Source organism: Geobacter sp. 60473, from assembly GCF_036323535.1.
In the GTDB taxonomy this organism is placed as follows: domain Bacteria; phylum Desulfobacterota; class Desulfuromonadia; order Geobacterales; family Geobacteraceae; genus Geobacter; species Geobacter sulfurreducens.
The window spans coordinates 3,359,213-3,385,826 of sequence record NZ_AP028967.1 but is presented as its reverse complement, the minus strand read 5'-3'; the positions used below and the strand labels follow the sequence as shown (position 1 = coordinate 3,385,826).

The 26,614-nt window shown below is 63.4% G+C and carries 25 protein-coding genes; 12 read left to right on the top strand and 13 right to left on the bottom strand.

Annotated elements, in window-relative coordinates; genetic code table 11:
• Positions 1-35: 35 nt before the first annotated feature.
• From AABA48_RS15370 to AABA48_RS15340, 7 genes are all read right to left on the bottom strand, one after another.
• Positions 36-2,165, bottom strand: a complete 2,130-nt coding sequence (locus AABA48_RS15370) for a sensor histidine kinase (RefSeq protein ID WP_286351178.1) — start codon at positions 2,163-2,165, stop codon at positions 36-38.
• A gap of 44 nt (positions 2,166-2,209) precedes the next feature.
• Positions 2,210-3,451 carry a competence/damage-inducible protein A gene (locus AABA48_RS15365; protein ID WP_286351177.1) on the bottom strand — a complete coding sequence of 414 codons (1,242 nt, stop codon included), beginning with the start codon at positions 3,449-3,451 and terminating at the stop codon, positions 2,210-2,212.
• Entirely contained in the window at positions 3,448-3,900 is a 453-nt protein-coding gene (locus tag AABA48_RS15360) for a phosphatidylglycerophosphatase A family protein (RefSeq protein WP_286351176.1), read from the bottom strand. Before AABA48_RS15360 ends, AABA48_RS15365 begins: the two co-directional genes overlap by 4 nt.
• Positions 3,897-5,063, bottom strand: a complete 1,167-nt coding sequence (gene larC / locus AABA48_RS15355) for a nickel pincer cofactor biosynthesis protein LarC (RefSeq protein ID WP_286351175.1) — start codon at positions 5,061-5,063, stop codon at positions 3,897-3,899. The genes AABA48_RS15360 and larC overlap by 4 nt, the downstream gene beginning before the upstream one ends.
• 7 nt (positions 5,064-5,070) lie before the next feature.
• Positions 5,071-5,820: a nickel pincer cofactor biosynthesis protein LarB gene (gene larB / locus AABA48_RS15350; RefSeq protein ID WP_286351174.1), complete on the bottom strand. Its 750-nt coding sequence runs from the start codon at positions 5,818-5,820 to the stop codon at positions 5,071-5,073.
• A gap of 206 nt (positions 5,821-6,026) precedes the next feature.
• Positions 6,027-6,641, bottom strand: a complete 615-nt coding sequence (locus tag AABA48_RS15345; protein WP_286351173.1) for a DUF2269 family protein — start codon at positions 6,639-6,641, stop codon at positions 6,027-6,029.
• 227 nt (positions 6,642-6,868) lie between these two features.
• Entirely contained in the window at positions 6,869-8,449 is a 1,581-nt protein-coding gene (locus AABA48_RS15340; protein WP_286351172.1) for a peptide chain release factor 3, read from the bottom strand.
• A 149-nt stretch (positions 8,450-8,598) separates the two neighbouring features.
• On the opposite strand from AABA48_RS15340, the gene AABA48_RS15335 reads away from it, so the two are divergent.
• Entirely contained in the window at positions 8,599-9,297 is a 699-nt protein-coding gene (locus AABA48_RS15335) for a PilZ domain-containing protein (RefSeq protein ID WP_286351171.1), read from the top strand.
• Positions 9,298-9,447: 150 nt separating this feature from the next.
• On the opposite strand, the gene AABA48_RS15330 is transcribed toward AABA48_RS15335, so the two are convergent.
• A complete protein-coding gene (locus AABA48_RS15330; protein WP_286351170.1) occupies positions 9,448-9,885 on the bottom strand; it encodes a DoxX family protein in 438 nt (145 codons plus the stop codon).
• Positions 9,886-10,119: 234 nt separating this feature from the next.
• On the opposite strand from AABA48_RS15330, the gene hemB reads away from it, so the two are divergent.
• Together hemB and AABA48_RS15320 are read left to right on the top strand one after the other, a co-directional pair.
• The gene (hemB, locus tag AABA48_RS15325) at positions 10,120-11,097 is read left to right on the top strand and encodes a porphobilinogen synthase (protein WP_010940811.1); all 978 of its coding nucleotides are present in this window, start codon (positions 10,120-10,122) and stop codon (positions 11,095-11,097) included.
• A gap of 78 nt (positions 11,098-11,175) precedes the next feature.
• A complete protein-coding gene (locus AABA48_RS15320; RefSeq protein WP_286351169.1) occupies positions 11,176-12,276 on the top strand; it encodes a ribonuclease Z in 1,101 nt (366 codons plus the stop codon).
• 8 nt (positions 12,277-12,284) lie between these two features.
• Here the strand turns inward: AABA48_RS15320 and rdgC are convergent, their stop codons facing one another.
• Positions 12,285-13,451, bottom strand: coding sequence for a recombination-associated protein RdgC (gene rdgC, locus AABA48_RS15315; RefSeq protein WP_286351168.1), 1,167 nt, complete (start codon positions 13,449-13,451; stop codon positions 12,285-12,287).
• Positions 13,452-13,727: 276 nt separating this feature from the next.
• Between rdgC and AABA48_RS15310 the strand changes: the two genes are divergently transcribed.
• A complete protein-coding gene (locus AABA48_RS15310; RefSeq protein ID WP_286351167.1) occupies positions 13,728-14,234 on the top strand; it encodes a chemotaxis protein CheX in 507 nt (168 codons plus the stop codon).
• Positions 14,235-14,391: 157 nt separating this feature from the next.
• Here AABA48_RS15310 and AABA48_RS15305 read toward each other — a convergent pair whose 3' ends face one another.
• From AABA48_RS15305 to priA, 4 genes are all read right to left on the bottom strand, one after another.
• Positions 14,392-15,147, bottom strand: a complete 756-nt coding sequence (locus tag AABA48_RS15305; protein WP_286351166.1) for a DUF116 domain-containing protein — start codon at positions 15,145-15,147, stop codon at positions 14,392-14,394.
• 2 nt (positions 15,148-15,149) lie between these two features.
• Positions 15,150-16,103: a methionyl-tRNA formyltransferase gene (gene fmt, locus AABA48_RS15300; RefSeq protein ID WP_286351165.1), complete on the bottom strand. Its 954-nt coding sequence runs from the start codon at positions 16,101-16,103 to the stop codon at positions 15,150-15,152.
• A 10-nt stretch (positions 16,104-16,113) separates the two neighbouring features.
• On the bottom strand, positions 16,114-16,617 hold the full coding sequence (def, locus tag AABA48_RS15295) for a peptide deformylase (RefSeq protein ID WP_286351164.1): 504 nt from the start codon (positions 16,615-16,617) through the stop codon (positions 16,114-16,116).
• An 87-nt stretch (positions 16,618-16,704) separates the two neighbouring features.
• Positions 16,705-18,960 (bottom strand): replication restart helicase PriA, encoded by a 2,256-nt coding sequence (gene priA / locus AABA48_RS15290; RefSeq protein WP_286351163.1) that lies wholly within the window; start codon positions 18,958-18,960, stop codon positions 16,705-16,707.
• Between the two features lie 122 nt (positions 18,961-19,082).
• On the opposite strand from priA, the gene ttcA reads away from it, so the two are divergent.
• The 8 genes from ttcA to AABA48_RS15250 all read left to right on the top strand — a co-directional run bounded on the left by ttcA (position 19,083) and on the right by AABA48_RS15250 (position 26,568).
• The gene (gene ttcA, locus AABA48_RS15285; protein WP_286351162.1) at positions 19,083-19,856 is read left to right on the top strand and encodes a tRNA 2-thiocytidine(32) synthetase TtcA; all 774 of its coding nucleotides are present in this window, start codon (positions 19,083-19,085) and stop codon (positions 19,854-19,856) included.
• A gap of 206 nt (positions 19,857-20,062) precedes the next feature.
• Positions 20,063-21,040 (top strand): 4Fe-4S binding protein, encoded by a 978-nt coding sequence (locus tag AABA48_RS15280; RefSeq protein WP_286351161.1) that lies wholly within the window; start codon positions 20,063-20,065, stop codon positions 21,038-21,040.
• Between the two features lie 24 nt (positions 21,041-21,064).
• Positions 21,065-21,718: a lactate utilization protein gene (locus AABA48_RS15275; protein ID WP_286351160.1), complete on the top strand. Its 654-nt coding sequence runs from the start codon at positions 21,065-21,067 to the stop codon at positions 21,716-21,718.
• Positions 21,719-21,721: 3 nt separating this feature from the next.
• Complete coding sequence (locus AABA48_RS15270) at positions 21,722-22,438, top strand: ComF family protein (RefSeq protein ID WP_286351159.1); 717 nt, start codon at positions 21,722-21,724, stop codon at positions 22,436-22,438.
• 158 nt (positions 22,439-22,596) lie between these two features.
• Entirely contained in the window at positions 22,597-23,712 is a 1,116-nt protein-coding gene (locus tag AABA48_RS15265) for a hydrogenase small subunit (protein ID WP_286351158.1), read from the top strand.
• Between the two features lie 3 nt (positions 23,713-23,715).
• Positions 23,716-25,416, top strand: coding sequence for a nickel-dependent hydrogenase large subunit (locus tag AABA48_RS15260; protein WP_286351157.1), 1,701 nt, complete (start codon positions 23,716-23,718; stop codon positions 25,414-25,416).
• 9 nt (positions 25,417-25,425) lie between these two features.
• Entirely contained in the window at positions 25,426-26,094 is a 669-nt protein-coding gene (gene cybH / locus AABA48_RS15255) for a Ni/Fe-hydrogenase, b-type cytochrome subunit (RefSeq protein ID WP_254278258.1), read from the top strand.
• A 3-nt stretch (positions 26,095-26,097) separates the two neighbouring features.
• The gene (locus tag AABA48_RS15250) at positions 26,098-26,568 is read left to right on the top strand and encodes a HyaD/HybD family hydrogenase maturation endopeptidase (protein WP_254278566.1); all 471 of its coding nucleotides are present in this window, start codon (positions 26,098-26,100) and stop codon (positions 26,566-26,568) included.
• Positions 26,569-26,614: the final 46 nt, after the last annotated feature.

The window sequence follows — 26,614 nt, the reverse complement described above, 5'->3', positions numbered from 1 at the left end:
TCTTTCCGGCAGATCCTGCCCGTTTCGAAAGGGTGTCACGCTCCCTCTCCGGGGATGTCTCCCGCCAGGGGATCCCGGGGGGCGGCCAGAGGGATGACCGGCGTCCGCAGACTCTCCTCAAGGGGAAGGAGAACCAGAAACGCGCTGCCGAAGCGGGCCTCCGGATCAACCCCCGGGCTCTCGACCCAGACCATGCCCCCATGGGCCTCCACCATCCCCTTGACGATGGCCAGTCCAAGCCCCGTCCCCTTTCCCTGGAACTTGAACTTGCCGCTGGAGTGGTGACGGATATCGCCAATTTCGTAGAATTTGTCGAATATCTTCACCTGCTCGTCGTGGCTGACCCCGATGCCGTTGTCGCGGACCGCCACCTCCAGATAGCAGCGATCCCCGATCTGGCTCGGGAAATCGGCATTGAAGCGCGCCAGGATCTCCCGCTTCGGGGCCAGGGCCCGCCGGTCGACCACCCGTGCCGAGATGATGACCGTCCCTCCATCCGGGGTGAACTTGACCGAGTTTTCCAGCAGTTCCGAGAAGATCTCCTCGAAGCACTCCTGGTCGCCGATACAGTGGGGGAGTCCCTCCAGGTTGTTGAAGACGATTCGCAGGCTCCGCTCCGCCAGCAGCGGTTCAAGCTTCGCCACCACCTGGCTGAACACCTGGGAGATGTGGAGGGCACGCCGGGTCACGGTGGCCGACTTGGCCTCAAGCCGGGCAACCTTGAGGATATCGTTGACGATCTCGAAAAGGCGCTCTCCCCCCTCGTGGATCATGTCGAGGACCTGCCGGCTATCGGGGTCGCCGGCAAGGCTTGACGAGGATCGCAGAAAATCGGTGCCGCTGATGACGCTGGTAAGGGGGGTGCGAAACTCGTGGGAAATCATGCCGAGGAAGTTGTTTTTCATCCGGTCGATCCGCTCCAGCTCCTGATTGGCACGTTCCACGAGAGTCAGGTTGGTGCGGAGCCGGTGCTGGGAAAGGGCAAGCTCGTGACTGCTTTTCTCCAGCAGACGGAATGACCCCATGAGCTCATCGCTCTTCCACTTGAGCTCATTGAAGAGGCGGGCGTTTTCGATGATGATCCCCATCTGGCCGGCAATGGAAAAGAACAGCTTGAGCTCTTCGTCGGTGAAGGAGCGAATCTGCCGGTTCAACAGGTACATGACGCCGGTGACCCGGTTCTTGGCGAACAGCGGGACCGCCGCGAACCCCTTCCAGCCTGCCGACTCATCCGAGAGCCCCGCCATGCCCCCTTCCATGGCCAGATCGTCCAAGGCGAAGGGGCCGCGCGTGGCGGCAACCCTGCCAAGCAATCCGCCGTCGGCTCCGGCATCGAGCGCCTCCCTGAGCCGGTCCGGAACGGAACAGGTGGCTGCCGGGCGCAGGCTGCCGTCCCGTTCACGCAGATGGATGCCGCCGCCGTCTACGCCGAAGACCTCGATCGTTTCCCGCAGGGTCACGTCGAGGACGGTCTCCAGTTCCATCTCCTGGTTGGCTCTGGTGATGATGTTCACCAGGGAGGTGAGCTCCCGGTTGCGCTGGCGCATCTCCCGCTCGGCCCGGTGTTTGAATGTGATATCCCTGATCGTGGCATGGACCACCTTCTCGTCGCCCAGATCGATGAGGCGGGCTTCCACCTCTCCCAGGAAACGATCCCCTCCCCGGCGGCGGAACGCGATTCCGTCGGCCCGCCCCCTTCCGCGCCGCACCACCCTCAATACCAGCAGGGAAAACTTCTCCTGGTCCTCCTCGGGCACCAGGTCCTTCCCCTTGAGAGTGACCATTTCCTCCTTGCTGTACCCCAAAAGTTCGGTGCCCCGGCGGTTCACCTCCACCAGGAGCCCGGTGTCGGCATTGAAGACGAAGACCGCATTGCCGGCCCCTTCCAGAAGGCTCCGGTAGCGCCGTGCGATCTTGTCCAGTTCCCTCTGGTACTGCATGAGCTCGTGCAGGTGGGCCAGCTCATTGACGCTGCGTGTCTTGCGGTAGCTGACCACCATGAAAACGATGCAGGAAACGAGCAGGAAAAGAACCAGGGCAAGAAAGTCGAGGAGGGGAAAATCGTGGCGACGGTAGACGACAAAGGACGCCGCGAGCACGCCAAGCACCAGGAGCGCCGAAACACTGACAACTATCAGATACACCCTGTCGTTGCGTACGGACATGACGAGCTTTCCCGCTACGGGAGAAAAAGGACAGCGGCTTCGATTCAGGCGGTGAGGAGGCGCCTCCTCAGCCAGTCCAGGGCCGTGACGGCCGTGACGGTCCGGATGGCGTCCCGCTCGCCGACGAAGCGGTACGCCTTGACCGAGCAGCCCGCCCTGTCGGCCAGGGCCAGGTAGACCGTGCCGACCGGCTTGTCGTCGCTCCCCCCATCGGGGCCGGCGATGCCGGTAACGGCCAGGGCCAGGTCGCTGCCGGCCACGTGGCGGGCCCCCCTGGCCATGGCACGGGCGACATCGGCGCTCACGGCTCCTTTTTCCGCCAGAAGCGCGGCCGGAACGCCCAGGAGCCGCTCCTTGGCCTCATTGGCATAGGTGACCAGCCCCATGAAAAAGTAGGCGGAACTGCCGGCCACGTCGGTGATCCGCTTGGCGATGAGCCCGCCGGTGCACGACTCGGCCAGGGCGAGGGTGAGCCCTTTTTCGCGAAACAGGCGGGCAACCGCCGTATCGATGGTGTCGCCCCCCTCGGCCACGACCACATCGCCCAAGCGCTCACGCACCAGGGGCAGCCCACCGGCAATGATCTCCGCAGCCTCCTCCTCGCTTCGGGCGGTGGCCCGCAGTTTCACCTGCACCACCGGAAAATCGACGCAGTAAGCGATGCCGAGCCCCTCGCGGGAGCGCTCCAGGCCGCTCAGCCGGTCGCCGATTTCCGCCTCGGAGAGGCCGAACAGCGTCAGTACCGCCGTTCGGGTGACCTCCACCCCCCTCCGCCGGTCAAGGACCAGGGGCACCACCGACTCTTCAAGCATCCTGGCCATCTCGGCCGGGACGCCGGGGAGAAAGATCAGAAGACATTCCCCGTGCAGCAGGTGAAACCCGCACGCCGTGCCGAGGGCGTTCGGGATAAGCCCTGCCTTGGCCGGCAGGAGGCACTGGCGCTCGTTGGCGGGATACAACTCGCGCCCCCGCCGGGAGAAGAAGTCCCGCAACCGGCCAAGAGCCTCCTCGTTCAGGACGAGGCGGCGCCCCGTTGCCCGGGCCGCGGCCCGGGCCGTGACATCGTCGTCCGTGGGACCGAGCCCCCCCGTAACGATGACGGCATCATGGCCCGCCGCAAGCGTGCCGAGGGCCACCTCGATCTCCCCCTCGTCATCGCCCACGGTCAGGTGCCTGCCCACGGCAAGCCCCACGTCCGCCAGGCGTGCGGCGATGCGCGCGGCATTGGTGTCCACCACTTCGCCCCGCAGGAGCTCGTCGCCGATGGAAAGGGTTGCGATCTTCACAAGTACCCCAGCAGCAGATGGAGGGCGGCGCAGGCATAGAGTCCGGCCGCCACGTCGTCCAGCACCACGCCGTAGCCGTTTTTCATCCGTCGGTCGAAATAGCGGGCGGGCCAGACCTTCACCACGTCGAAAAAGCGAAAGAGGAGAAAGCCGGCCAGGATACTCCGCCAGTCGGCGGTCACCCCGGCCATGGTAATGAGATAGCCGATTACCTCGTCAATGACCACCTTGCCGGGGTCCTTCTGGCCAAACTCTTCCTGGGCGCGACCCGCCACCCAGGACGACAGGAAGAAGAACGGCACGAGGGTGGCAAGATAGAGCCAGAGAGGCAGCCGCGCCAGCGCCAGGTAGAGGGGGATGGCGCCGAGGGTGCCCACCGTCCCGGGGGCAACAGGCGACAGTCCCGTGCCGAACCAGGTGGCGGCAACAACCACGAATCGCCGGGTCACTGCCCGCACTCCCGCTCAACGATCCGGTAAACCTCCATGAGCGGCATGCCCCGCTCGGCGGCGATGCGGCAGCATTCATCGTACTCGGGCGCCACCCGCGCCACCCCGTCCCCATTGATAACCTTCACCCGCACCCTGCCGAGGGTCGTATCCCGCTCCTCCACCTGGCGCCGAAGCTTCAGCCGCCCTGCCGGATGGAACCGCACCCCGATGGCTGAAGTTTCCCGCAGGACAAGCGCCGCAAGTTCGTCCCGCTGTTCGGGATGAACCACCACCGTAAGCCTGACCGCGGGCCGGTTCTTCTTCATCTGGAGGGGGGAAAAGGCCGCATCCAGGGCGCCGGCGGCAAGGCATCGCTCCATGACGTACCCCAGTATCTCCGGGCTCGTGTCGTCGATGTGGGTCTCGATGACCACTACGTCATCCCGTTCGAGCCCTCTGTCAATCTCTCCCTTGAAGACGCGCAGTATGTTGGGAATGTCGGCGAAGTCACGGGTTCCGGCTCCGTTGCCGACGCCGGTGACGGTCATGGGCGGAATCGGGCCGAATCCTGCGGCCAGCGCCGCCAGAATGGCCGCCCCGGTGGGCGTGACCCGTTCGCCGGGACCCGCCTCGCCATGAACGGGGAGGCCTCGCAGGAGTTCCGCCGTGGCGGGCGCCGGCACCGGCAGGCGTCCATGGGCCGTTTCCACGAAACCGCTCCCCAGGGGCAGGGCTCCCCCGTGGATGGCCTCGATCCCGAGCCAGTCGATGGCTGCGGCGGCGCCAACGATGTCGGCGATGGAATCCACCGCTCCAACCTCGTGAAAATGAACCTGTCCCAGCTCAACGCCATGGACCTTGGCCTCGGCCTCGGCCAGGCGGAAGAATATCCGCTGGGCCTTCTCTTTGATGCTGTCGGCAAGGGGGCTCTCTTCGATCATGGCGGCAATGTCGCCGTAGTGCCGATGGGGCTGGTGCTCTTCCACATGCACAACGAAGCGGGTGGCGACGATCCCTTTGCGGCTCGTCCGCTCCGTGGCAAGGGAGTAGCTCGAATGGGGCAGACGGAGACACCCCACGGCATCGCGCACCACCTCGAAGGGAACTCCCAGGTCAAGGAGCGCCGCCACGGTCATGTCGCCGGCAATGCCGGCAAAGCAGTCGAAATAAAGTATCTTCAAACGGACCTCATTCTCTGTTGATTTTGCTCGCGGCAACGGCGGCACCGAACCCGTTGTCGATATTCACCACGGTCACGCCGGCGGCGCAGGAGTTGAGCATGCCAAGCAGCGCGGCGATGCCGCCGAAGGAGGCCCCGTACCCAACCGACGTGGGAACGGCAATGACAGGACGGTCCACGAGCCCCCCCACCACAGAGGGGAGCGCACCCTCCATGCCGGCCACCACAATGAGCACGCGTGCGGAGAAGAGCTCATCACGCCGTGCCAGCAGCCGATGGATGCCCGCCACTCCCACATCGTAGAGATGGGAAGCCTCGTTGCCGAGCATCCGGAGGGTGACAAGGGCCTCAGCGGCCACCGGCAGGTCGGAGGTGCCGGCCGAGAGAACGAGCACCGTACCGAGCCCCCGCTTCTCGATCGGGCGCTGCTCCAGGGTTAGGCAGCGGGCATCGGCGTGCCAGACAGCAGAGGGGAACGCCCCTTTCACGGCCAACGCCTTGGCCTCGTCGAGGCGGGTCACCAGGATGTTATTCCCCTTGGCGGCCAGAGAGGCCATGATCCGCTCCACCTGACCGGCGCTCTTGCCGGCCCCGAAAATCACCTCGGGGAAGCCCTGGCGCAACCCCCGGTGGTGGTCCACCAGAGCGTCGCCCACATCCTCGTAGGGGAGATGCCGCAGCCGCTCCAGCATCTCATCCTCGCTGAGCGCGCCGTCTTTGAAGGAACGCAGGATGGTTTTCAGTTCCCGAGGGTCCATGGGGGCTCCGATCATGTTCGTACATAGTGTAGCATACCTGGGGCACATAGACAGGCGCGCCGTGTCAACGCCGGACCGTTCCCGTCGAGCGGGCCCCGGCCCTGCACGGACCGGGGTCTGGCTTGTGTATAGCACCAATTTGTGGGGTTGGAAAGGGGTGAGGGAGGCTGAGGCGGAAATTGTGTCCCGCCGGTGGGACGCGTTGTTCAGTCGCGCTCGAGCCTGAGCAGGTTACAGATCTGCCCCTGAAGCCCCATGAAAGGGGCGACAACCGGCCGCAGCAGCACGGCCAGCCGCCGTTCCAGCTGGCGGGCGGCGGGGGAACATGGCTCCAGTTCCGGCTTGAAGATGGAGATGAGAACCAGAAAGAGAAGCACCACCATCTGGGCAACACCGAAAATGACGCCCAGCCGGTAGGTTTGGACGTAGGCGAGGTTGTCGAAAACCGCCAAGCGGTTGAGGCCGGTAATCTCTGAGAGGTCCTGGAGCCAGGGACCGAGAAACACGATGCCGAACAAGGTGGCCACCACGGTCACCACCCACTTCACCGAAACCCAGCGGTGACGGAAAAATCCCCAGTGGGTCGTGAGCGACATGAGTGCACCCGAGAAGATCGAACCGGCAACTCCCGGGCCTATGAGCCAGTTGTCCAGGGATCGGATGGCATCGTTGACCGCGAAGAGCTCGTCCCCGTTAGTGGCGAGGTGGTCCTTGTAGAGAAGGATGAGGATGGCCTGGGCGCCGCCGATCCACATCATGGCGGAGAAGGTATGAATGTACTTGAGGAGAAGGCGGGTCTGGGGGCTGGCCTGATACCGCATGTGCAATCCTCCGTGTCGGGATGGGGAGGGGCGCCGCCGGTGGCCGCGCTTCCGCCCTTGCCCGGGAAGAGTGCAAAGCGGATTCCCGTATACGTCAGTTTTGCGTATACGCGAAACTACCTGTCGTTACAGAGGGATTACATACTATGTGTCAACTGTGCCCACCGTATTTTGTGTCACGCCAGTCACATCATGAGCCATGCGCGGCACACGTTGCGCTTCGGCAATCAGCTGTGTTCACGGGTGGCGTGGAAGGTGAGGTCTTTCCAGTTGTCCATGGTATTGTCGAGGCGCCACTGGGAGCCGGCCAGATACGCCAGATCCCCCTCGCCGTCGATGTAACAGCTCATCACTTCCTTCTTCTGGAATTCCTCGACTTTTTTCTTCTCCCCGGTCACCCAGCGGGCAGTCACGTAGGAAACCGGCTCATAGGTTGCCTTCACGTTATACTCGTGCTCGAGCCGGTGCATGACCACGTCGAACTGGAGAAGACCGACGGCTCCGACAACCCAGTCGGCACCCATGAGCGGGCGAAAGACCTGGGTGGTTCCCTCTTCGGCCAACTGGGTCAGCCCCTTTTCCAGGGCCTTGGATTTCAGGGGATCCAGCAGACGCACCCTGCGGAAGTGTTCGGGGGCAAAGTTGGGAATGCCCGTGAACTTGAGGTCCTCCCCCAGGGTGAAGGTGTCGCCGATCTTGATGGTGCCGTGGTTGTGAATGCCGATGATGTCGCCGGGAAACGCCTCGTCCACATGGGTGCGGTCCTGGGCCATGAAGATGGTCGCATTGTTGATGGACACCTCGCGGCCGAGCCGCACGTGGCGGACCTTCATGCCCCGGGTGAATTTGCCGGAACATATCCGGAAAAAGGCGATCCGGTCCCGGTGGGCGGGGTCCATATTCGCCTGGATCTTGAAGGCGAAGGCAGTGAAGGGCTCCTCGTAGGGGGAAACGGTGCGACTGACCGCCTCACGGGGAAGCGGCGCCGGGGCATGATCCACAAAGGTGTCGAGGAGCTGCTGCACGCCGAATGTATTGATGGCGCTACCGAAGAAGACCGGGGTCTGGAGCCCGGCATGATACGCCTCTTCCTCGAAGGGATGGGCGGCCCCTTCCAGCAGCTCCACATCGGCACGCAACTCGTCGGCCTGGGAGCCCAGGAGTTCGTCCAACTGCGGGTCGTCGAGACCGGTCATGGAGATAACGCCGCCGGTTCCGCGCTCCGCCTCGGCATCAAAAATAACGAGCTCTTTGGTGTAGAGGTGATAGGTGCCCCGGAAGCGCTTGCCCATGCCGATGGGCCACGTCATGGGGGCACACTGGATTCTCAAGACTTTTTCGATTTCGTCGATAAGCTCAAAAGGATCCCGACCCTCACGGTCAAGCTTGTTGATGAAGGTCATGATCGGCGTATGGCGCAGGCGACACACATCCAGGAGCTTGATGGTCTGGCTCTCAACGCCCTTCACCGAATCGATGACCATCAGGGCCGAGTCGACGGCGGTAAGGACCCGATAGGTGTCCTCTGAAAAGTCATTGTGACCGGGGGTGTCCAGCAGATTAACCTCGTAATCCCGGTAGGTGAACTTCATGACCGACGAGGTGACGGAGATGCCGCGCTGCTTTTCCATCTCCATCCAGTCCGAGGTGGCATGACGGGCCGCCTTGCGGGCACGGACCTCGCCCGCCTGCTGGATGGCGCCGCCGAACAGCAGCAGTTTTTCGGTGATGGTGGTCTTACCGGCGTCCGGGTGGCTGACAATGGCAAAGGTGCGCCGACGATCGACTTCCTGCTCGTTGTACTTCATTGCGTGATACTCCGAAAGGCTTGAAAATATCTGGACAAAGAAAAGGCGAAGAAGCTACTCTTCGCCTTGGAAATCAATAATACACCAGCACCCCGACGGTTTACAACCAAAAGAACGCCGGGGGCGACACCTCGCTCAAGGATGGAGTAATGCACGACTACTACCAGTTGGTTACGGTTGCCGATCTTCCCCAGGACAACCGGCAGATTCTGGACACACTGACAGCCATCGGCGCGGGCAAGCTGCCCAACGACCTGAGACTCCTGAACTACTACCGCTCGATCCCTGTCAATTATGGCGCCACGGTGGCATCAGTAGAGCGCGGCTCGGTGGAGCTGACGGTAAACCAGCAGCAGGCCATCGTCATGCAACTGGAAAAGCAGGTGTTTCTCAAGAGCAGCCATTTCCCCAAGGACGTGCTGGCGGCCGTCAGCTACATCAATATCGATAAGTGCACGGCCATCATCACCAACTTTGCCTATGCGGTGATCAGGTCGGAACGCCGTCAATTCGTGCGGGTGGAGGTCAAGGACAAGATCGAGGCAAGCTTCTCGGGGGACGGCTTCACCGTGGCCGGCCTGTTGAACGACATCTCCCTGGGAGGCGTGGCCATCTCCGCCACGATCCCCACCCATCCCGATGCGGGCACCAAGGGGAAGGTCACGCTGCATCTGCCCGGCGGCCCGTTTGAGGTGCCCGCCCAGGTCCTGCGGGTCATCACCACGCAACAGACAGACCTCTGCATCATTGAGATCCAACCCGACAACCGGACCGAGAAGGGGATATCCCACTACATCTTTCAGCGCCAGGTTGAGATCATCAGGGAACTGAAGGACTCGATTTTCTAGCAGGCGCACCACCTGCATGCCCGTCGTCCGCCCCTCCGTCGCTCGACCCTCCACATGACGCAGTTACGTCTGTGGCCATGCCCAGTCGTCGCGGCCAATCCGGCACTCATTCGACCCCGATGGAACGACTATGAAATCAAGGGCAAAAAGTTACCGTTTGAAAAGATAGCGATCAACGGACCATGCCCCGCCTCCGGCAAAGACGAGGGCCAGCGCCATGCCGAGCAGGGCGAGGTTGTACTCGATGCCGTTCCCCCGGGGGCCGTTGAGGAAGAAGCCGTTCGCCCAGTGAACCTTGTACATGGCGACCGCCATGGTCGAGGCGATGCCGAAGCCGGACAGCCGGGTGAGGAAACCACAGAGGACGCCGACACCACCCCCGAATTCGGCAATGATGGCCAGCAGCGTGAAAATCGGCGGGATTCCCAGCTTTTCCTCGAACATTCTGAAAGTGGCGGTGAGCCCCTGCCCTCCAAAGGCACCGAGAAGCTTCTGGGAGCCGTGGGCAATGAATATGGCGCCGAGCGGCACCCTGATCATGAGAAGCGCCAGTGAATCTGCCACGGCGCCCATGTTCGACCTGGCCATGGGAACCTCCTGCGTTGGCGTGCCGGCGTGCGCATCACGCATGGCCGGCCACTGCTATTCTTGCCACAAGAGCCGTCCGCGCGCAACGGTAAATACCCCTTGTCGGAAGCGGCTTTCGTCGTCGCAGCGTCGCTGCGGAAAACTATTTGAGTGAGAGCCACCAGATGAGTTAGTATGACCAGGTTGGGCAGCAGCCGCCCAGGCTGCCATCAGACAGCAAGGAGATCAGACGCCATGTTCTATCCCACCTTCAGAGCACGCAGGATCAGAGGCAAGGAGGTCTTTCGCCGGATGGTCAGCGAGACCACCCTTTCCGCCACCGACCTGATCTATCCGATGTTTTCCGCCTTCGGCACGGGCATCAGGAAGGAAATCTCTTCCATGCCGGGGATTTATCAGCAATCCATCGAGCACATCGTGGCCGAGGCCCAGGAGGTCCATGAACTGGGCGTGCCGGCGGTGATCCTGTTCGGCATCCCCGAGACCAAGGACGCCGTGGGCAGCGACGCCTACGCCGAGCACGGCATCATTCAGGAGACGATCCGGGCCCTGAAGAAACAGGTGCCGGGGCTGGCAGTCATTACCGACGTCTGCATGTGCGAATACACCGACCACGGTCACTGCGGCATCATCAAGGACGGCGACGTGGACAACGACGAGACCCTGGAGCTCCTGGCCAGGGAGGCCCTCTCCCACGCCGAGGCCGGGGCCGACATGGTGGCGCCTTCGGACATGATGGACGGACGGGTCATGGCGATCCGCGAAATTCTGGACAACAACGGCTACAAGAACATCCCAATCATGAGCTATGCCGTAAAATACGCCTCCGGTTACTACGGCCCGTTCCGGGAGGCGGCCGAGTCGACCCCCCAGTTCGGCGACCGCCGCTCCTACCAGATGGACCCGGGGAACCGCCGGGAGGCCATTCGTGAGGCCCGCATGGACGTGGAAGAGGGCGCCGACATCATCATGGTGAAGCCGGGGCTTCCCTACCTCGATATCGTCCGGGACCTGCGGGAGGAGTTCGATCTCCCCGTGGCGGTCTACAACGTCTCCGGCGAGTACAGCATGATCAAGGCCGCCGGCCGGGCCGGCTGGATCGACGAAGAGCGGGTCATGATGGAGACCCTCCTCTCCTTCAAGCGGGCCGGCGCCGACCTGATCCTCACCTACCACGCCAAGGAGGCTGCGCGGGTCCTCAAGAGAGGATAGCCTGTTTCCGTGATACACTGAAAAGGCCTGCCGGATGGCGGGCCTTTTTTCGTATCAGCCGCATTCGCGAGGCATCCCATGAAGAGCCGCCTCCCCTTCCGTTACCTGGAACCCACCTTCTGCGCGGGGCTCCTGGACGACCCGGTCCTCCTGGTGAATATCCGGCCCCTGGGACGGTCGATCCTCGTGGACTGCGGCCAGATCCACCATCTGGCCAAGCGGGTCCTGAAATCCATCGATGCCGTCTTCGTCACCCATGCCCATATGGATCACTTCATGGGGCTGGACACTCTGGTCCGCCACATTCACGTCTCCCCGCGGACGGTGGAACTCTTCGGCCCGCCGGGGATCGCCCGGAAAGTGGCTGCAAAGCTGGCCGGTTACGACTGGAACCTGACCGAATCCTACTGGTGCACCTTCCGGGTGAGCGAAGTCCATCCCGAGCGCATTGTCCGGTTCACGTTCCCCGGCTCCGAAGGATTTTCCTGCCTGCCCGAGGAAGAGACAACGCGGGAGGGGACCGAGATCTTCCGCAACGACTTCCTCACGGTCGACGCGGATCTCTGCGACCACAACACCCTGCCGACCCTGGTCTTTCGCATCACCGAACGTCCCACCTTCTGGATCGACGGGGCAAAAGTCGATCAGGAGGGCCTTGTGCCGGGGGAATGGCTGCGGGAGCTGAAGCACCGCTTCTATCGCGGCGGACTGGACGGGAAGACGATCACCGTGCCCGTGCGCACGGCCGGCGACACAGTGGCACAACGGATCCGGGAAGGACGGGAGCTGTTCGAGGCAATCCGGAGGAACCAGGAGCCTGCCAGCATCGGCTACCTCACCGACATCGGCGCCGGCGACGCCAACCTGGCGACGGTGCAGCGGCTCCTTGCCGGTGTCACTCTCCTCGCCTGCGAGTGCTCGTTTCTGGCGGCCGACGTGGCCAAGGCCCGCACCTCCCACCATCTCTGCACGGTGGATGTATCGGCCCTCGCCCGGGAGATCCGTCCCGGCTGGCTCCTCCCCATGCATCTTTCCAAGAGCTACAATACAAAGGGCCACCTCCTCTACCGGGAGCTGACCCTTGCGCCGGAAACCCGGCTGATCCGACTGCCCGAGCATCTTACCCCCCGGCCGCTTCTGCCGGGGGAGTTTCCGGGCCTCTGGAAAATCGCGGAATAGAGGGGGGCTTACTCCCCTGCCAGCCATCCTTCGATCCGAGCCAGTTCTTCGCCCCATCCGGCACCCAACCGCACCGCGAGGAATTCGCCGTACAGGCTGTCGAAGAGCTGGAGCCCCTGCTCCAGAACATACATCCGCTCGTAGAAGGCCGCCTCCCGTTCGCTCACCTCGTCCACGTGGTCGCCCTTTTCGATGGCCACCTTGGGGGACTTGAGGGAGGCGAAATGAAAGAGCTCCCCCTTGAGGGTCAGCTTCCAGACGTTCTCCTCCTTTTCCAGGTAAAGGGTCGATTCGGTGATCCGCTTGCCATGGGCAAGGGCGGTGCGGGTCTCGCGGAAGTGGTCCTGGGGGCCGGCCACGGTGATCTTCTGGGTTCCGGCCTCCCCCGCGCTCATGAGCACGAGGCGGTCGTTCAGGTAGGCCACGAAGGGCTCGCCAGCCAGAGCCGGGCCGGGTTGGCCCACGCGGTACTCGGAAGAATCGGTCATGGTCCGGTGGAGAAGCCAGAGGAGGAAATCCCACCCGAGCCACTGGTTGCTCCTGATCAGATCGATGGCGGCATCGCTCGTGGCGAGGTTGGCCTGTTCGAGGGCAGGCTTCAGCCCTTCGCCGCCCACGGCCTCTGCCCGGGCATAGGGATGGATCGCCACCAGGCGCGTCCCCTCGAAGGTCTTCTTGAACTGGGTCTCGAACAGCTCGATAATGGGAGCCGACAGGGAGGTAAAGGTGACGATACCGGTGCGGGTGTCCCAGACCGCATCCCAGGTGGAGGGAACCGGCAGGGTCTTGGCTAGGAGGTTGAGGCGCACCGCCTCTTTCAACTCCTCCCGCTTCTGCTTGGGCACCCGGTTGAGGCCGGGGTTGGCGGCAAGATGCTCGTGCTCGGCCACCTGGAGGTAGGCCTTTACCAGCGCCGCCGGGAGCTTGCGCTGATCGCGGCGCAGGGTGAAGGCCACGTAGTGGTCGCGCCAAAAGGCGGCGGGAGCGTCAAAGCTCATCTGCCGATGGTCGTCCAGGTGAACCCACCCCACGGACTGCTCGGCGACCCCTTGATCGATGGACTGAAAGGCCTGTCGGGCGAGATGTTCGGCAATCCAGGGATAGAGGTCCCCGGAGGGGATATCCCCCGCGACCCGGAACTGGCATATGGCGGTTGTAGTTGAAAGAATACCCATGGTTCTGCTCCTTCGGATAAGGTGGAAAGGGATCAGTGATACACCGGCGGGGCGGCGGGGTGCAAGCAGATTATCGATCAACGGGCGGGATGCCCCGGATTTACTCCACACATGAAAAAATTATTGCAGTTTTATCTGCCAACGCCGATAAATGTGTATGCGGGAACGCGAATACCGAGATCGCGCGCGGCGGGTGGCGGAAGCAGAACGCGTCGTCCGAGCAATCCCTGCACAGTGAGTGCAGGGCCGCGTCAAGGCGAGTAAAGGAGCAAGCGTATGGCGTTGAGTTTTACCGTCAAGGAAGCCACCTTAAGCGAAGCGGATCTGGTGGGTCACATCGTGGAGTCGGTCAAAAAAATATTCTCGACCATGATCTTCATAGATGACATTGTCGATGAGTATCCCCTTGCCAAACCCGAATCCCACTTCATCGCCAGCATCTCGGGCATGGTCGGCCTGGGCGGCGATTTTTCGGGGATGGTGGGAATCCACATTCCCATCGAATTCGCTCGGGAGTCCACTGCGTCCATGCTCGGCATGGGATTGGATGAACTCGAAGGCGAAGACGATATTCGCGACGCCGTGGGCGAGATCACCAACATGCTCGCCGGCGAGATCAAAATGCTCTTTTCCGCCAACAACCTCACGGTGGGCCTTTCCACCCCGTCGATCATCTCCGGCAGCGATTATACGGTGGAGGTGGTTTCCAGCGGAGCCGCCGTGGTGGTCCCCTTCAACCGCAACGAACACCGCTTCCTGGCAACGCTGCAGATCGAGGCGTAGCACACGTACCGTGCCCGGGCGCGCCGAACAGCGTCGTTGCCGCCCGGACCCTCCCTTTTTCTCTACTGAGCCGCCTTCGACACACTCCTGAACAGCAATACATCTACAGAGGAACGTGAAACAGAGTGTGGAGTGAGCGCTGCCGTACGGCAGCGCATCATCCCATGACGACCTGGAGGGATTCGTCTATCTTGGCGATGTCCACCGAGGTATTGAAGCAGGGCCCGAAGGGACGGTCGTTGAGCACGCCGATGACCGGCAGAGGATAGCAGTCCTTGATGCCCGAGGTCAGATCCCGCTCACAGGCAACGGCCACCACGAGCTTGGGGCGTTTCTCAATGATGACCTTGCGGGCAAGGGTGCCGCCGGTGGCCACGGAGATGTCGATCCGGTACTTCTCGGCCAGCTCCGCCAGCCCCTTGATGTCGCATCGGCCGCAACGGATGCACTTGTTGATGTCGCCTGTCACCTTGATCTCGCAGTCGAAGAGCTGGAGGCAGTGGGGCAGCAGGATGAGGATCCGGTCCGGCTTCACCTTGTAGCGCTGGGACAGCACCAGGCTGTTGTTCATGGCAATGAACGATTGGCGGATGGTGTCGGTTGAGATACCGAAGGCACGCCCCAGGAGTTCGATGACCGGGAGCAGGAACTTGATGACCACGCCGCGCAGGAAACGGGTGAAGTACATGTCCTTGCCCAGGGCGGTGGTCAGCACGAGCACGGCGGTGCCCAGGAGTGCCAGGAGCGAGAGGCCGCCGAGCACGATTCCCACAACCCTCGGCAGGCTCGGATGGATGTTGGCGAGCCCGGTGGTGGGGACCCACCAGAGAAGGTAGATTCCCCCCACGATCAGGAGGCAGGTAAGCCCCATGAGGGCGATGAACAGACGTTTCTGGGGAGGGTGTTCCGCCATTGTCAGTTCTCCACGCTCCCTGCCTCACCGAGGCGCGTTCCCGGTTCCAGGCGGAATCCGGCAAGAAACTCGGCGGTCGGGAGCCGCTTGCGGCCCTCCAACTGCAACTCCTGGATCAGAATGCTGCCGGAGCCGCACCCCACAAGGATCCCCTCCCTGCCAACCCCCAGGATCTCGCCGGGCCCGCCGGTTTCATCGGCGACAGCCACCCGGTAGAGCTTGAGGGTCTTTCCGTCCAGAAAGGTATAGGCTCCCGGCCACGGGGTAAAGCCCCGCACCTGGTTCTTGACCTGTGCCGGCTCTCGGGTCCAGTCGACGAGGCCGTCCTCCTTCTTGAGCAGGGGAGCGTAGCAGGTGAGGGAATCATCCTGCTTTTCGCGCACCAGTTTGCCGGCCAGCAAGAGATCGAGGGTCTCGTCGATGGTCTCGGCCCCCAGTTGCGACAGGCGGTCATGGAGGGACTGGGCGTCCTCGTCGGGCCCGATGGGGATGGCCCGTTTCACGAGCATGTCCCCGGTGTCGAGGCCCGCATCCATCATCATGGTGGTGATCCCGGTCTCGGTCTCGCCGTTGATGAGGCACCAGTTGAGGGGAGCCGCTCCCCGGTAGCGGGGAAGAAGCGAGGCATGAATGTTGATGCAGCCGTGCTTCGGGATGTCGAGCAGGCTCTGGGGCAGAATCTGGCCGAAGGCCACCACGACGATGAGATCGGGGGCGAGCCGGCGGATCTCGTCGACGGACTCCGGGGTCCGCACCTTGAGAGGCTGGAGCACCGGGATGCCGTGCTCCTGGGCCAGGGCCTTCACCGGCGGCGGCACGAGCTTCTGGCCACGCCCCTTGGGACGGTCGGGCTGGGTGACGACGGCGATGACCTCGTCGCCGCGCTCGATCAGCTTCCTGAGCGTGGGGCAGGCAAATTCGGGGGTTCCCATGAAGATGATGCGCAGTCCGGCCATAGGTTGATCCTCACTCCTCTTCGGTCATGCGGCGGTATTTTTTCTTGAACATTTCCTTCTTGAGCGCGGAGAGGTGATCCACGAAAAGGACTCCGTCCAGGTGGTCGATCTCATGCTGGAAGGCGATGGCAAGCAGACCCTCCGCCCGGTGGACAACCTCCTCTCCCTCCAGGTCGAGGGACTTGACCACCACCCGCTCGTGGCGGTGGACGTTGGCCGAGTACTTGGGGACCGAAAGGCACCCCTCCTCCTCGTAGGACTCCCCCTCGGCATGAATGATGACCGGGTTGATGCAGACGATCAGCTCGGGCCGCTCGTCGCGCTGTGAAACATCAATGACGATGACCCGCTGGCTCACTCCGATCTGGGGGGCCGCCAGCCCGACTCCCTGGGCATCGTACATGGTTTCGGCCATGTCGCGAACCAGTTCGCGGGTGGCGTCGTTGATGATGGTAACCGGCACCGCTTTTTTCTTCAGCACCGGATCGGGATAGGTGAGGATCGTGCGTACCATGGTCTGAACCTTCCGTAATGGGTTAATCTTTCTGATAATAGCCAATTGCGGCGGAAAAAATCAAACCTAAACGAGGCGCACGGGGGTTTACATGAGATCCACGGGATCGATGTCAACCAGGAGCCTCACGCCGGCCGGAGGCTGAAAGCTCTGCCGCACCCGGCAGACGAGGCGATGAAGGGCAGTCCGGCCTGTCGCCTTCAGGAGGATCTGCCGGCGGAAACGGCCGCGGAGCTTGGCCAGGGGCGCGGGCGCAGGCCCCAGGATCTCGACCCGTCCGCCCCCATCCCGGCGCAGTTCGCGCAGCCGCGCCGCCAGGAGCTCACTTGTCCGCTCCACGGCCGATGCGGCGGTTCCGCTCAGACAGAGAGCCGCCAGATGGGCAAAGGGGGGGTAGCCGGTCTCCTGGCGGAACGCCAGCTCTGCCCCGTAAAAACCGTCCATATCGCCGGCCACGGCGTGGGCCAGGGCGTAGTGCTCGGGGTTGAGGCTCTGGATCAGCACCCGCCCCGGATCATCCCCCCGGCCAGCCCGTCCGATGAGCTGGGTCACCAGTTGGAACGTCCGCTCGGCACTTCGGTAATCGGGGATATTGAGGGTCGATTCCACCGACAGAATCCCCACCAGAGTGATCCCCGGGAAGTCGTGCCCTTTGGCCACCATCTGGGTGCCGATGAGGATATCGGTCTGTCGCTCCGCCACCTTGCGCAGAATCCGGGCATGCCCCCCCCTGCGGGCGGTGGTGTCCCGGTCCATCCGGTCCACCCTGGCATGGGGAAAGTGCTCCCGCACGTATGCTTCCACCTGTTCGGTGCCGAGCCCCAGATGGATGATCCGGCCGCAACCGCATCCCGGACACATGGACGGGGCCGGAACGGCATAATCGCAGTAGTGGCAGATGTGCCGGTTCCTTCCCTGGTGATAGGTGAGGGTAACCTGGCAGTTCGGGCAGCGGAGCACATGTCCGCATTCTTCGCAGGTGAGCCAGGTGGAGAAGCCGCGGCGGTTGAGGAAGAGAAGGGTCTGCTCCCCGCGCGCCAGGTTCGCCTCCACTTCCACGACAAGGCGCGGGTGGAGGATGTGCCCCCTGGCACCCCGGACGTCGATGATCTCTGCCGACGGCAGAGGAAGGCCGTTCACCCGTTCGGGGAGGTCGAGGCATTCGAGCTTGCCGCCGGCAACCGCATGCCAGGTGGTGACCTGGGGCGTGGCGGTGCCGAGGACCACGCAAGCCCCGGCCATCTTGCCCCGTACCAGGGCCATGTCGCGGGCGTTGTAGCGGAACCCCTCCCCCTGCTTGTAGGAACCTTCGTGTTCCTCGTCCACCACGATCATGCCCAGGTCGGCCAGGGGAGCGAAAATGGCCGAACGGGCACCGATGACGATGGCCGCCTCACTCCGGCGGATCCGGCGCCACTCATCGAAGCGCTCCCCATCGGAGAGACCGCTGTGGAGCACTGCCACCCCGCACCGGAACCGCCGGCGGAACCGGCTTACCAGTTGGGGAGTGAGGGCGATCTCGGGGACCAGGACCAGGGCGCTCCTCCCCTGTTCGAGGCAATGGGCGATAGCCTGGAGATAGACTTCCGTCTTGCCGCTGCCGGTGACCCCCCGGAGCAGGAAGGGGGTGAACCGTCCGGCGTCCAGGGCCGCCCTCAGCCGGACCAGCGCAGCGGACTGCCGCTCGTTGAGCACCAGGGGGCAGTCGTGACCAACGGTTTCCATCCGGAACGGATCCCGGTAAATTTCCCGCTCCGCCATCTCCACGAATCCCAGTTCCCGCAGCCGTCTGAGCTGAACTGAACATTCACCGAAGAGACGCCGCAGCTCAGGTGCCGACTCCTGGCCCCGCTCCGTCAGGTGCGTCAGCAGCACCGAGGCCTTCCCCGGCGGAGGAGCAGTCTCCGGAGCCCCGGCAACGGCGCGATAGACCCGTTCGGTCTTCACCGAGCGGCCGCCGGTGAGCTCATCCTCTTCCAGGCCCCGGCCCCGCCGACTCTGGACGTTGATCCCCGCGGGGAGCGCCGCCTTGATCACCTCGCCGAGGGGGTGGAGATAGTAGGAAGAAGCCCAGCGGTACAGGGCCAGCTCACCGGGGGTGAAGAGGGGACCATCATCCAGGAACTCAAGAACGTCGCGCAGTTCCCGCCCGTCGTCGGCGGCAACCTCCAGCACGTAGCCGGTGACCTTCCGTCGGCCGAAGGGGACGAGGAGCCGCCGCCCAACCTCCGCTGCCGGGGCCAGCGGAGCGGGCACGCGGTAGGAGAAGGGGGCATCGAGCGGAAGCGGGACCGCCACGTGGACAATGACGGTCTGCCGTTCGTTCATGGGGAATGATGACATGGCCCCATGGTACCAGCAGTCGGGCATCCGGACAAGGAGAGAGCTGGTTGCCCGGACGGCATGCCTTGACGAAACAGGCGCGCTTCCGTTACCCTGAGGGCTTGCGCAGAAGGGAGATTCGGGTGGAATTCATCGACAACATACGATACAAAAAGATAAAAAATGCCGTGGGCCGGGCCGTGGCCGACTTCGACCTCATCCGGGACGGGGACCGGATTGCGGTAGCGGTCTCAGGGGGCAAGGACTCGTACACCCTGCTGCACATCCTGGAGAGCCTGCGGCGCCGGGCACCGGTAAAATACGAGCTGGTTGCCGTCACCATCGATTCGGGCTACCCCGGATTCCGCAGCGACGTGATCGCCTCTTACCTGCGGGAACAGGGGTTTGTCCACCACCTGGAGACCACGGACCACTACGACATCATCCGCGAGAAGCGCCGACCCGGCTCATCCTACTGCTCCATCTGCGCCCGGCTGAAGCGCGGCGTCCTCTACACCCTGGCCCAGAAGCTGGGCTGCAACAAACTGGCCCTGGGGCATCACCTGGACGATTTCGTGGAGACCCTGCTCCTGAATCAGTTCTTTGTGGGGACCCTCAAGGCCATGGCCCCCCGGATGCTGGCCGACAACGGCGAAACAACGGTGATCCGGCCGCTGGTTTACGTGGAGGAGCGGGAAATCATTCCCTTTGCCCGGGAGAACCGCTTTCCGGTGGTCTGCTGTTCCTGCCCGGTCTGCGGCACCGCTGATCTCCAGCGGCGGCGGATGAAAAAGCTTCTGGTCGAACTGGAAAAGGAAAACCCGGCAGTCAAGCGGAGCCTGCTGCGCGCACTGGGCAACGTGCAGCCGCGCTACCTCCTCGACCGCGAACTGCAGCGGCTCTGCGACGTTCCCTGACCACAAAGCGGGATTGGGGCACACCCTGCGCCTCACCCCGGGGAGCGGGCCGGTCGCGCAACACGTCCGCAAGGGTGATGCCGGCACAGTAGACAACGAGAATAACGCCAAAGGCGACAAGCGGTTCCATGGCAGCCTCCTTGAGTATCTGATACGGCAAGGGTACCAGAGAGCCGCGACACAATATGTCTCAAGAGGAGACCTGCGTGAGCAACCGTTACATGCAACCCCTCCGAATCGCCATTCAGTGGGGATTTCTTGTTTTCATGCTCTACCTGGGGGTGCGGTTGTATCTCTTCGTACAGCACTTCCGCACCGGGGGCGCGACCCCCTTTGTGCCCCGCCCCGACGGCGTGGACGGGTTCCTGCCCATATCGGGCCTACTGGGGCTCAAGGACTGGTTTGCCGGCGGCACCATAAACCCGGTGCATCCCGCGGCCGTGGTGGTCTTCGTGACGGTAGCAGCGGTGTCGCTCTTGCTCAAGCGCTCCTTCTGTTCCTGGATCTGCCCTGTGGGGACCCTGTCGGAACTGCTCTGGAAACGTGGTTTCGCCCTCTTCCGCCGCAATCTGAGGCCTCCCCGCTGGCTCGATGTGGCCCTGCGCGGCCTGAAGTACCTGCTCCTGACCTTCTTTCTCTATTCAATTCTGTGGGTCATGCCGCCTCCGGCGGTAAAGGCCTTCATTTTCATGGATGATCACCTGATTGCTGATGTGAAACTGCTTAACTTCTTCCTGCACCTGTCAGGCATCCCCCTGGTGGTCATCCTGGTGCTGCTGGTCCTGTCGCTGCCGGTGCGCAACCCCTTCTGCCGCTACCTCTGCCCCTACGGGGCGCTGCTCGGCCTCGTCTCCCTCCTCTCGCCGGTGAAGGTGACGCGGGAGCGGACCGTCTGCGTCTCATGCGGAGTCTGCACCCAGGTCTGTCCCGCCTACATCCCGGTCATGACCAAGGAGCGGGTCCATTCGGAAGAGTGCATCGGCTGCTGGCGCTGCGTCAGCCACTGCCGCGCCCAGGGAGCCCTGTCCATGAAGCTCACCGGCAGGCGGGTGGCGGTCAGCGGCATCGTCTTCGCCGTGCTGGTGGTGGTGATCTTCGTTGGGGGATCCGTTGCGGGTCGCGCCACCGGACACTGGAAATCACAGATTCCCTATGCCGAGTACATGCGGCTTCTGGGACCGTGACCCCCTGAAGAAAGGAGTCTAACCATGTCACTTACCACGGAACTCGTGGACTGGACCCATGAACAGAAGTGCCGCAAGGCAGTGGCCGCACTTGAGAAGAACGGCTTCACCGCCGTCTATTGCCCGAGCGGCAGGGAGGCCTTCGACTACATCCTGACCGAGGCGGCGGACGCCCAGAGCATCGGCTTCGGCGGCTCCATGTCGGTAGTTGATCTGCAGGTGATCGACCGGCTCAGGGAGATGGGCAAAGAGCTCCTGATCCACGGACTGCCGGGACTTTCCCTTGAGGAACGTGTTGCCATCATGCGGCGTCAGCTCACCTGCGACCTCTTTCTCACCGGCACCAACGCCCTTACCCTCTCTGGCTGGCTCGTGAACATCGATGCCACGGGGAACCGGGTGGCCTCCATGTTCTTCGGCCCGCGCACAGTGATCGTTGTCGCCGGCAGGAACAAAATCGTGGACGGCGGGGTAACGGAAGCCATTGAACGGGTTAAGGAATGGGCATCGCCCCCCAACGCCCGACGACTCAGCTACAAGACCCCCTGCGCCACCACCGGTTTCTGCTCCGACTGCAACTCCCCGGACCGGATCTGCCGGATCACCACGGTGATCGACCGCAAGCCCCGGCTCACGGACCTCAGGGTCCTGGTGGTAAACGAAGACATGGGGCTCTAGCCGGTGATCATCCGGGCGCTGCTCGACATCCTCTTCCCTCCCCTCTGTCACCTGTGTCGCGCCCCCATCCCGGGGGCGGAGGAGCTTCACCTCTGCCCCGCCTGCCTCGCCCGGGCAAAGCCGATCGGCTCACCCCTCTGCACTGTGTGCGGAGTTCCCTTCGCCACCGAGGGGGGAATCGACCACCGCTGCGGCGACTGCATCATCTCCCCACCTCCCTATGAGGGAGCCCGGGCCGCCTACCTCTTCGAGGGACCGGTGCAGGAACTGGTGCACCGCTTCAAGTACGGCCACAAGGCGCACCTGCGCCGCCCCCTGGCCCTCCTGGCAGCGGAGCGGCTTTCTTCCTTCGTGTCCGAGTCAGCCCCCGACCTGATCATCCCGGTTCCCCTTCACCGCTCCCGTCTTCGGGAGCGCGGCTTCAACCAGGCGATCCTGATGGGCGAACTTCTTGCCCGACAATGGCGCATCCCTCTGCACCGCGCCACCTTGGGCCGGGTCCGCGCCACGGCCCCCCAGGTGGGGCTCACCTCCGCCCAGCGGCGGGAGAATATCCGGGGAGCCTTTGCCGTCCCCTCCCCCGCTGCGGTGGCCGGCCGGAGGGTACTCCTGCTGGACGACGTCTTCACCACGGGTAGCACCATTGCCGAATGTGCCCTGGTCCTCCGGAAGGCCGGAGCCGCCGCAGTCCACGCGACAACCGTTGCCAGAACCCCCTAGCTCCCCCTTCCCAACCTCAGGTTTCCACCCAGATTGTCACTTGACAACACCAGGACCATCGCGGAAAGTATACTTTAACAAATAACGTTTTATCATGCTGCCCTATCGTGAATATCCCCACCTGAGCCTTCCCACGCCTAATGAAGGAGGATGCTTTCATGTCAGGTAACGACGATGGCAACGACTTGGTGAAACAGTATTGCAAGAGCTCGGGAACATGGGAAGAACAGGGAATTTCCCGGCGTGACTTCCTGAAGTTCTGCACCGCAATATCGGCGGTGCTGGCCCTGCCGGTTACCCTGGTGCCACGAATCGCCGAGGCCCTCGAGGATGACAAGCGCCCCTCGGTCATCTGGCTTGAATTCCAGAGCTGCACCGGCGATACCGAGGCGCTTTTGAGGGCCGCCAATCCCACCGTGGCCGACATCGTCCTGGACGTTCTTTCCGTGGACTACGCTGAGACCATCATGGCTGCGGCGGGCTTCCAGGCCGAAGCTGCCAGGCACGCAACCATGAAAGCGCGATCCGGCACGTACATCGCCGTGGTGGAGGGATCGATCCCCACCGGAGCCAACGGCGCTTACTGCTGCATCGGCGGCCGGTCGGCCCTGGACATCACCCGGGAAGTCTGCGGCGGCGCCATGGCAACCATCACCGTCGGCACCTGCGCCTCCTACGGGGGGATACCGGCGGCGGCGCCCAACCCGACCGGTGCGGTCGGCGTCAAGGATGCGGTGCCGGGGGCCACGGTGATCAACCTCCCCGGCTGCCCCGTCAACACCGACAACCTGGTGGCCACCGTGGTCCACCTGCTCACCTTCGGCGCCCCGCCGGCCACCGACGGCAAGGGCCGCCCCCTCTTCGCCTACGGCAAGCGGATTCACGACAACTGCGAGCGACGGCCCCATTTCGACGCGGGCCAGTATGTGGAACAGTGGGGCGATCAGGCACACCGGGCGGGTCACTGCCTCTACAAAATGGGATGCAAGGGTCCCGAGACCTTCCACAACTGCCCTTCCCAGCGCTACAACGAAAAGACAGCCTGGCCGGTCTCGGCGGGCCACGGCTGCGCAGGCTGTTCGGAACCCCACTTCTGGGACTCCATGACTCCGCTCTACAAGAGGCTCCCCAATGTTCCCGGCTTCGGCATCGAGACTACGGCCGACCAGATCGGCCTGGGGATTGCCGCGGCCACGGCAGCTGCCTTCGGGATCCACGGCGTGGTGAGTGCCCTGCGCAAGGGAAATGAATCCGACGACGAGAAGGAGGGGTAATCCATGGCCACGATCGTTGTTGACCCGATCACGAGAATCGAGGGACATCTGCGCATCCAGGCCGAGGTGAACGGCGGTCGGATAACCGATGCCTGGAGTTCCAGCACCATGTTCCGGGGCATCGAAAAAATTCTGAAGGGACGCGACCCCCGCGACGCCTGGTATTTCACCCAGCGTTTCTGCGGCGTCTGCACCACCGTACACTCCATCGCCTCCATCCGGGCGGTGGAGAATGCCCTGAACGTGAAGATCCCCCTGAACGCTGAACTGATCCGCAACCTCATCATCGGGAGCCAGGTGGTTCAGGATCACGTGATCCACTTCTACCATCTCCACGCCCTGGACTGGGTCGACGTGGTCTCGGCCCTCAAGGCCGATCCATCAAAGACGGCGACCCTGGCGGCTTCCATCTCTGACTGGCCCCTCAATTCTCCCACCTACTTCAAGTCGATCCAGGACCGGCTGGCGGCCTTTGTCAACAAGGGCCGACTGGGCCCCTTCGGCAACGCCTACTGGGGTCACCCGGCCTACAAGCTGCCACCCGAGGCGAACCTCATGGCCACGGCCCACTACCTCGAGGCGCTGGACTGGCAGCGGGAGATCATCAAGATCCACGCCATCCTCGGGTCCAAGAACCCCCATCCCCAGACCTTCCTGGTGGGCGGCATGGCGGTGCCGGTGGACCCGAACTCCCAGAACGCCCTCAACGCCGACAAGATCGCCGAGATCGGCCAGCTCTTGAAAAAGACCAGGGCCTTTGTGGAAAAGGTCTACATCCCCGACCTGCTGGCAGTGGCCTCCTTCTATACGGAATGGGCCGGCATCGGCGGCGGGGTCGGAAACTACCTCTCCTACGGCGAATATCCCCTGGACAACAGCGGCAAACCCGAAAAGCTCTGGCTCCCCCAGGGGATCATTCTGAATCGGGATCTGTCCCGGGTCTACCCCATCGACCAGCGCAAGATCACCGAGAGCGTGGCCCACTCCTGGTACGAGGGGGAAGCCGCGGGGGTCCACCCCTATGACGAGACGACCGAGGCCAGGTACACCGGGCCGACACCGCCGTACGAGATGCTCGACACCGACGGCAAGTATTCCTGGGTCAAGTCGCCCCGTTACGACGGCAAACCCATGGAAACCGGGCCTCTGGCGACCATTTTGGTAGCCTACGCGGCAGGCCACCCAGGGGCAAGAGGCGCGGTGGACATGGTCCTCGGCAAGCTCGGCGCGGGCCCCGAAGCACTCTTCTCAACTCTGGGACGTACCGCGGCCAGGGGAATCGAGACCCTGCTCGTGGCCCGCGAACTCTCCTCGTGGCTCGACATGCTCGTGGCCAACATCGCCGGTGGCGACCTCACTATCCACAACGGCGAAAAGTGGGACCCGGCCACCTGGCCCCGGGAAGCTGCCGGGTATGGCTGGCATAATGCACCCCGCGGCGCGCTCGGGCACTGGGTAAGGATCAAAGATCAGAAAATCGAAAACTACCAGGCAGTGGTTCCCTCCACCTGGAACGCATCCCCCCGGGATGAAAAGGGACAGCGGGGCCCCTACGAGGCCGCCCTGGTCGGCACCCCCATTGCGGACCCCGGCAAGCCACTGGAGATCCTCCGCACCATCCACTCCTTCGACCCGTGCCTGGCCTGCGCCGTGCATGTGGTCGACCCGAAGGGAGGGGAACTGGTCAGCGTGAAGGTCCTGTAGGAGGAATTCATGGCACGGACCCGGAATTGTCTCTACGAGGAGTACGTCTGGGAGGTCCCGGTACGGGTGACCCACTGGGTCAACATGCTCGCCATCGTCGTGCTGTCGGTGACCGGCATCTACATCGGATCGCCCAAGACCCTGGGACTCTCCGCCTCTGACTATGTCATGGGCTGGGTCCGCGTCATCCACTTCACGGCGGGCTACACCTTTGCCGTAAGCGTCGCGAGCCGGATATGGTGGGCCTTTGCCGGCAATCGTCACGCGGGATGGCGTGAATTCGTACCATTCCTCTACCCGGAGGGTCGCCGGAACATGTGGCGGATGTTCACCTACTACACCTTCCTCTCCCGGAAGGTCCCGCACCCCATCGGCCACAACGCCCTGGCGGGCGCCACCTACCTTCTGGTCTTCCTGCTCTACCTGACCATGATCTTCACCGGGCTCGCCCTCTATGCCGAGCACCGCCCCGGCGGCGCCATGCACGTGCTCCTTTCGCCCCTCTACTGGCTGTTCAGTAACCAGGGGATGCGCCTGACCCACCATATGGTCATGTGGCTTCTCATCGCCTTTGCTATCCACCATGTGTACAGCGCGTGGCTCATGGACGTGAAGGAGCGCGGCGGCGTCATGTCGAGCATTTTCGGCGGCTACAAGCCGGTGAAGCGGAGGGAGTAACCGCTGAGCATCCTGGTTCTCGGCATAGGAAACCTCATCATGTCCGATGACGGCGCCGGCGTGCGGGCAGTGGAACTGATCCGGGAACGCCATCCCTTGCCTGCCGGGGTGACGCTCCTGGACGGCGGCACCCTTGGCCTCGACCTGCTTCCCCGGTTCGATGGGGTCGACCGGCTGCTGGTGGTGGATGCCATCGACACGGGCGCGCCGGCGGGCACCCTGGTGCGGCTCGAGGGAGAGGATATTCCGGCAGCGCTCCGCACCAAGGTTTCCCCCCACCAGATGGGACTCCAGGATCTTCTTGCCGTGGCCGATCTCCAGGGAAACCTTCCCGGCGAGATGGTCCTTTGGGGAATCCAGTACTGCTCCGTGGAACCGGGGACCGACCTGTCGGCGCCGGTGGCTCAAGCGCTCCCCCTGCTGGTGGACCAGGTATTAGCCGAACTGGCGGCATGGGGCATCTATCCCGTTTGATCCCGGCAATGTCGACGCACCCATTCAAGACAGGCGCGCGGACCCG

Excerpts from the sequence above, each read along its gene's own strand:
- AABA48_RS15340 (WP_286351172.1), bottom strand. The coding sequence starts at position 8,449 with ATGAAGTACAACGAGCAGGAAGTCGATCGTCGGCGCACCTTTGCCATT.
- AABA48_RS15320 (WP_286351169.1), top strand. The coding sequence starts at position 11,176 with ATGAAGAGCCGCCTCCCCTTCCGTTACCTGGAACCCACCTTCTGCGCG.
- AABA48_RS15330 (WP_286351170.1), bottom strand. The coding sequence starts at position 9,885 with ATGGCCAGGTCGAACATGGGCGCCGTGGCAGATTCACTGGCGCTTCTC.
- AABA48_RS15305 (WP_286351166.1), bottom strand. The coding sequence starts at position 15,147 with ATGGCGGAACACCCTCCCCAGAAACGTCTGTTCATCGCCCTCATGGGG.
- AABA48_RS15335 (WP_286351171.1), top strand. The coding sequence starts at position 8,599 with ATGCACGACTACTACCAGTTGGTTACGGTTGCCGATCTTCCCCAGGAC.
- hemB (WP_010940811.1), top strand. The coding sequence starts at position 10,120 with ATGTTCTATCCCACCTTCAGAGCACGCAGGATCAGAGGCAAGGAGGTC.
- fmt (WP_286351165.1), bottom strand. The coding sequence starts at position 16,103 with ATGGCCGGACTGCGCATCATCTTCATGGGAACCCCCGAATTTGCCTGC.
- larB (WP_286351174.1), bottom strand. The coding sequence starts at position 5,820 with ATGGACCCTCGGGAACTGAAAACCATCCTGCGTTCCTTCAAAGACGGC.
- AABA48_RS15260 (WP_286351157.1), top strand. The coding sequence starts at position 23,716 with ATGGCCACGATCGTTGTTGACCCGATCACGAGAATCGAGGGACATCTG.
- AABA48_RS15310 (WP_286351167.1), top strand. The coding sequence starts at position 13,728 with ATGGCGTTGAGTTTTACCGTCAAGGAAGCCACCTTAAGCGAAGCGGAT.
- rdgC (WP_286351168.1), bottom strand. The coding sequence starts at position 13,451 with ATGGGTATTCTTTCAACTACAACCGCCATATGCCAGTTCCGGGTCGCG.
- AABA48_RS15370 (WP_286351178.1), bottom strand. The coding sequence starts at position 2,165 with ATGTCCGTACGCAACGACAGGGTGTATCTGATAGTTGTCAGTGTTTCG.
- AABA48_RS15345 (WP_286351173.1), bottom strand. The coding sequence starts at position 6,641 with ATGCGGTATCAGGCCAGCCCCCAGACCCGCCTTCTCCTCAAGTACATT.
- AABA48_RS15275 (WP_286351160.1), top strand. The coding sequence starts at position 21,065 with ATGTCACTTACCACGGAACTCGTGGACTGGACCCATGAACAGAAGTGC.
- AABA48_RS15265 (WP_286351158.1), top strand. The coding sequence starts at position 22,597 with ATGTCAGGTAACGACGATGGCAACGACTTGGTGAAACAGTATTGCAAG.
- def (WP_286351164.1), bottom strand. The coding sequence starts at position 16,617 with ATGGTACGCACGATCCTCACCTATCCCGATCCGGTGCTGAAGAAAAAA.
- priA (WP_286351163.1), bottom strand. The coding sequence starts at position 18,960 with ATGTCATCATTCCCCATGAACGAACGGCAGACCGTCATTGTCCACGTG.
- cybH (WP_254278258.1), top strand. The coding sequence starts at position 25,426 with ATGGCACGGACCCGGAATTGTCTCTACGAGGAGTACGTCTGGGAGGTC.